Origin of the sequence: Bacillus sp. S4, assembly GCF_040838205.1 — a bacterium.
Taxonomy (GTDB): domain Bacteria; phylum Bacillota; class Bacilli; order Bacillales; family Bacillaceae_G; genus Bacillus_A; species Bacillus_A cereus_U.
This window is the reverse complement of record NZ_JBFPJI010000244.1, coordinates 1-5087: the sequence shown is the minus strand read 5'-3', so window position 1 is coordinate 5087 and position 5087 is coordinate 1. Positions and strand designations below refer to the sequence as shown.

The window sequence follows — 5087 nt, the reverse complement described above, 5'->3', positions numbered from 1 at the left end:
AACTGCCCGTAAACGCCCGATTGGTGAAGGCTAATAATCAGTGGGGGATGAACAAAACCCCCACTGATTAAAGTTTCACTTTATTATTTTTCTTCCTATTTAAAACTACATACATAATTTTTAATCCAAATAAGTCAGACTTCCTACCTTAAAAAAGAACAGATTTAAAACGCTTTCAATAATAAATAACCCTATCAGAACATTAAATAGGATTCCTTGATTATAAACGTACTCTAACCATGATACAAGTATTGGAATTCTTTTCAATATTACGTTTTTTATTTCTATGAAAAATTAGTAGGATGATGCATTTCCCCTACCTCATTCTATTAATTTCTAGCATAAAATATTGTACAATCATATCATTTTAAGGAAGGTTTGATATTTATGCCTCTTCATTATCCAAATCAACCTGTTTTTCACTCCACAGGTGTATTAACAAGAGAGCCTGCAACAGTTTCAGCAGTAGTAAACATTGTAAATTTAGATGCATTTTACGCACACTATGTAAGTATAGAGGTTTGGGATTGGTCTAACTATTCTAATCCTGTAAAATTACCTGTACTAATTGGTGAAAATGCGGAAGTAGCATTTCCATATCTTTTACAAGGTAATCACTTAGCAGTTTTTTATGCTGATTTAGATGACTCTATTCACTTATATGAAATTCGTATTTCTGATCCTGGCCACTCCAATATTATTGCAAATTGTTTTGGACGAAGCATCCCGCCATACGCAAGCCAAGAAGGTAATACCGTATACCATAAACAACTTATTCGAATTCATTAATTTCTCTTTCCAAATCACCAATTTATAAAGCCTTCAATAGACTAAATTCCTATTAAAATGCTTTGGTCAGTAATAATTTTCTTTTCCTCAACGAAAACTATTACTGACCTTTGGCTCCTTTATTATACATAAATACAATAAAAACAAAGTATCCTCCTTAAATCATTTGATAGCCATTTTTATTATCTACCTGCCATCTCCACGAATCTATACACATCTCTTCTAATCCATATTCTGCTTCCCATCCTAATTCTCGCTTCGCTTTAGATACATCAGCAAAACATATTGCTACGTCCCCAGGACGACGCCCGATAATTTTATAAGGTATTTTTTTGCCCGAGACCTTCTCAAAAGCATTAACCATCTCCAATACACTATACCCTTTCCCTGTGCCAAGGTTATATGCATCTATTCCTGTAGTTTCAAGTACTTTCTCAAGTGCCTTTACATGTCCTTTTGCAAGGTCAACAACGTGAATATAATCACGGACACCTGTCCCGTCTCTTGTTGGATAGTCATTTCCAAATATATTTAATTCCTTTAATTTCCCTACCGCTACTTGTGTTACATATGGCATTAAATTATCCGGAATCCCATTTGGATCTTCTCCGATACGGCCACTTTGATGCGCCCCAAATGGGTTGAAATAACGAAGTAACGCGATACTCCATTCACCATCAGCTTTTGCAACATCACGCATAATTTGCTCTATCATTAACTTTGTTTGCCCGTATGGATTTGTCACGCTTAATGGAAATTCTTCCGTAATTGGTGATGTTTTTGGAATTCCATATACAGTTGCAGACGAACTAAAAATAAATTTTTTCACATTATGCTTTTGCATTACATCACATAATATGATCGTACTTATAATATTATTATAATAATATGTAAGCGGAATTGTAGTAGATTCCCCAACTGCTTTGAAGCCAGCAAAATGAATAACTGCTTCAATGTTATTTTCCAAAAAAATCTCATTCATTTTTTCACGATTTAAAACACTTTCATTATAAAATTTAAATTGTTTCCCTGTTATTTCTTTTACTCGGTTTAAAGACTCTATTGAACTATTTGAAAGATTATCTACGACTATAATTTTATAATTATTATTTAATAATTCTATACACGTATGACTACCAATATATCCTGCTCCACCCGTTATAAGTATCGCCATATATATAGTCCCCCACTTATCATCAATTATAAAATCTCAATACACATCTATCCTATCATATTCCAAGATTGAAATTCTAAATATTTTAAATTTTCTTTTTTATATAAAAAAAGCTACATAACCTTTAAGTTATGTAGCTCTTCAACATCTATATTTGTCTATATCATTTTTTATTACTCAAAAATTTTAGTAAAAGCTATTCGGACGTTCCGGTTTGTTAAATTACGTAACAATATACACTTAGAAAATGCGCAAGACTACCTAACAATACAAAAACATGAAAAATTTCATGGTGTCCCATATATTTAAACTCCAACCATTTTGGCTTCGCACCGTAAATAAACCCACCAATTGTATAAAAAATGCCTCCAAGTACTAAGAAAATAATACCTCCTGTACTTAAATTCTCAGCTAGCGGTGCAAAGAATAGAACAATTAACCAACCCATCAGAAGATAAATTGCTGTCGATAACCATCTTGGACAATTAAACCAAAACATTTTAAAAACAATACCCAAAATCGCAGTTGCATAAACTAAACAAAATAATAGTAAACCATTTGCCGAGTTTAATGTAATTAAGCAAAAGGGTGCATATGTACCTGCAATTAATATAAAAATCATAGAATGATCTAGTTTCCTAAAGAAATAAATAACACGTTCACTGGCTACAACACTATGATACACAGCTGACGCCATATAAAGGACCATCATCCCGATACCAAATAAAATAACGGCTGTAATTGCAGCAACAGATGGCATCTTAACAGAAACCTTCACAAGCATAGCTAATAATGCAATAAATGATAATACAGCTCCTCCTAAGTGAGTAAATGCATTAACTGGTTCTCTTACATAAGCATTCATATAAACACCCCTCATATAATTACATGTAGTTTTCATAACTACATGTAATTATATACACATTATTCGCACGGGTCAACATTTACAATTCATTTGTTTCGTAATACCATATTTAAAGATATACTAAACATTAAGTTCCACTAAGTTATAAAAGTGAGGGGTTCTACGTGGAAAATATAAATAAATTACTTGAATCATTACATTTAGAAAAAAGTATTAAACTTGAGGATATCCCAAATGTCGACTTATATGTAGACCAAGTTGTCCAACTATTTGAGAATACTTATGCGGATACAACGAGAACTGATGATGAAAAAGTATTAACAAAAACAATGATTAACAATTACGCAAAAGGGAAATTATTCATCCCTATCAAAAATAAAAAGTATTCAAAAGAACATATGATTTTAATCAGCTTAATTTATCAATTAAAAGGAGCTCTTTCCATTAATGATATAAAAAGCTCCTTAGAAAATATAAATGCACCGTTAATAAACGATGATACATTCGAATTAAATACTCTATATAAAGATTACCTTTCTCTTACTGACACCAATGTGGAAAGCTTTAAGCAAGACGTGAATAACCGTGTTAAGGAAGTAAACGAGGTTTCTTCCTTAGAAGATCCAAAGCTAGAAAAGTTTTTATTACTAACATCCTTCGTGACTATGAGTAATATGTATAGACGTTTAGCAGAGAAACTAGTTGATGACCTCAAAGAAACTTAAACAAAAAACTATCCACCTGTTAGAGGTGGATAGTTTTTTGTTTACTTAATTGCTTCATGAACCTTTAATTGTTTCCCTTTAATCGTTGTGTTTTTCATGATTTTTAAAACAAGTGGTCCTTTTCCATTTAATATTTCAACGTAAGAAACATTGTCTTGTATTGTAATAATTCCTATATCTTCTGCTGTAACACCTTTAATTTTAGCAATTGTACCGACGAAATCTACCGCCCTAATTTTCTTTTTCTTCCCGCCATTAAAGTACAATTTCATAATTCCTTTGTTTAGATCTGCATTTTTATCTTTCTTTATAATTGGTTTAGCATGTATCTTTTCCTCAAATACTGCTTTCCCTTTCATAACTTCTTCTTTTGAAGGTGCAAGTGCCTTTGGAATTTCAAAGCCAATGTACTCCTCAATCTCTTCTAAAAATCTATTTTCATACGGCGTCATGAATGTAATAGCTTTCCCGTTATTACCAGCTCGTCCCGTTCTTCCCGTACGATGTACATAACTTTCTTTTTCTAATGGAATATCATAGTTAATAACATGTGTAATATTATCAATATCAATTCCTCTAGCAGCTACGTCTGTCGCTACTAAATAACGGAACTTTCCTTTTCTAAAATCGTCCATAACTTCAAAACGATCTTCTTGTACCATACCACCATGTATTTTGTCACAAGGATAGTTAACCCGCTTTAACTGTTGAAATACGTGATCTACATTTTCTTGCGTACGGCAAAAAATAATACAACTATCTGGATTCTCAATCGTTGTTACATCTTTAAGAAGTGAAAGCTTCTCCTCTTCTCTCGTCTCAAAAAGTGTATGTTCAATTTTATCTGTTGTAATCCCGGCAGCCTTAATTTCAATATGAGTTGGAGAGCCCATATACTTACGAGATAACTTTTCAACATCTTCTGGAAGTGTTGCTGAAAATAGCATTGTCATTCGTTTTTTAGGTAATTCGTCAATAATTGCCTCTACCTGATCGATAAAACCCATATTTAGCATTTCATCTGCTTCATCAATAACTAAGTACTTCAAACGGTCTAAAGAAAGAGTGCCTTTTTCAATATGATCTAACACACGGCCAGGAGTCCCAACTACAATATGTGTTTTTTGCTTTAACTCTAATTTTTGACGTGCAAATGGAGATTTACCATAAACTGCAGCGGCCTTAATTCTTTTGAAGCGGCCTATATTCGTAATATCTTCTTTTACTTGCACCGCAAGCTCTCTCGTCGGTGTTAAAACTAAAGCTTGTGGCTTATTCTCTTCCCACTCCACCATTTCACAAAGTGGTATGCCAAATGAAGCGGTTTTTCCACTTCCAGTCTGTGATTTCACGACAAGGTCTTTCTTTTGCAAGGCAACTGGAATAACCTCTCCTTGCACTTCCGTTGGATGTTCATATCCTAAACCAGTAAGTGCTCGTATTATTTCTTTACTTAATGCATAATTACTAAAGCTTTTTTTATTCATATATTAACCTCATTTGAATTTTATATTTAAATAACCCTATTCTCCAT

The 5087-nt window shown here is 32.8% G+C and carries 5 protein-coding genes; 2 read left to right on the top strand and 3 right to left on the bottom strand.

Annotation, left to right across the window (positions count from 1 at the left end; translation table 11 throughout):
* Positions 1–387: 387 nt before the first annotated feature.
* Entirely contained in the window at positions 388–789 is a 402-nt protein-coding gene (locus AB3X48_RS17560) for a hypothetical protein (RefSeq protein WP_016106788.1), read from the top strand.
* 157 nt (positions 790–946) lie between these two features.
* Here the strand turns inward: AB3X48_RS17560 and galE are convergent, their stop codons facing one another.
* Positions 947–1963 carry a UDP-glucose 4-epimerase GalE gene (gene galE / locus AB3X48_RS17555; RefSeq protein WP_016106789.1) on the bottom strand — a complete coding sequence of 339 codons (1017 nt, stop codon included), beginning with the start codon at positions 1961–1963 and terminating at the stop codon, positions 947–949.
* Between the two features lie 217 nt (positions 1964–2180).
* On the bottom strand, positions 2181–2828 hold the full coding sequence (trhA, locus tag AB3X48_RS17550) for a PAQR family membrane homeostasis protein TrhA (protein ID WP_002159679.1): 648 nt from the start codon (positions 2826–2828) through the stop codon (positions 2181–2183).
* 164 nt (positions 2829–2992) lie between these two features.
* Here trhA and AB3X48_RS17545 point away from each other — a divergent pair, with 164 nt between their 5' ends.
* Positions 2993–3553 (top strand): DUF1836 domain-containing protein, encoded by a 561-nt coding sequence (locus AB3X48_RS17545; protein WP_002035007.1) that lies wholly within the window; start codon positions 2993–2995, stop codon positions 3551–3553.
* Between the two features lie 41 nt (positions 3554–3594).
* Here AB3X48_RS17545 and AB3X48_RS17540 read toward each other — a convergent pair whose 3' ends face one another.
* A complete protein-coding gene (locus AB3X48_RS17540; RefSeq protein ID WP_016106790.1) occupies positions 3595–5040 on the bottom strand; it encodes a DEAD/DEAH box helicase in 1446 nt (481 codons plus the stop codon).
* Positions 5041–5087 lie beyond the last annotated feature (47 nt).

Bases quoted from the DNA above. Each gene is read 5' to 3' on its own strand.
- AB3X48_RS17560 (WP_016106788.1), top strand. From the start codon at position 388: ATGCCTCTTCATTATCCAAATCAACCTGTTTTTCACTCCACAGGTGTA.
- galE (WP_016106789.1), bottom strand. From the start codon at position 1,963: ATGGCGATACTTATAACGGGTGGAGCAGGATATATTGGTAGTCATACG.
- trhA (WP_002159679.1), bottom strand. From the start codon at position 2,828: ATGAATGCTTATGTAAGAGAACCAGTTAATGCATTTACTCACTTAGGA.
- AB3X48_RS17540 (WP_016106790.1), bottom strand. From the start codon at position 5,040: ATGAATAAAAAAAGCTTTAGTAATTATGCATTAAGTAAAGAAATAATA.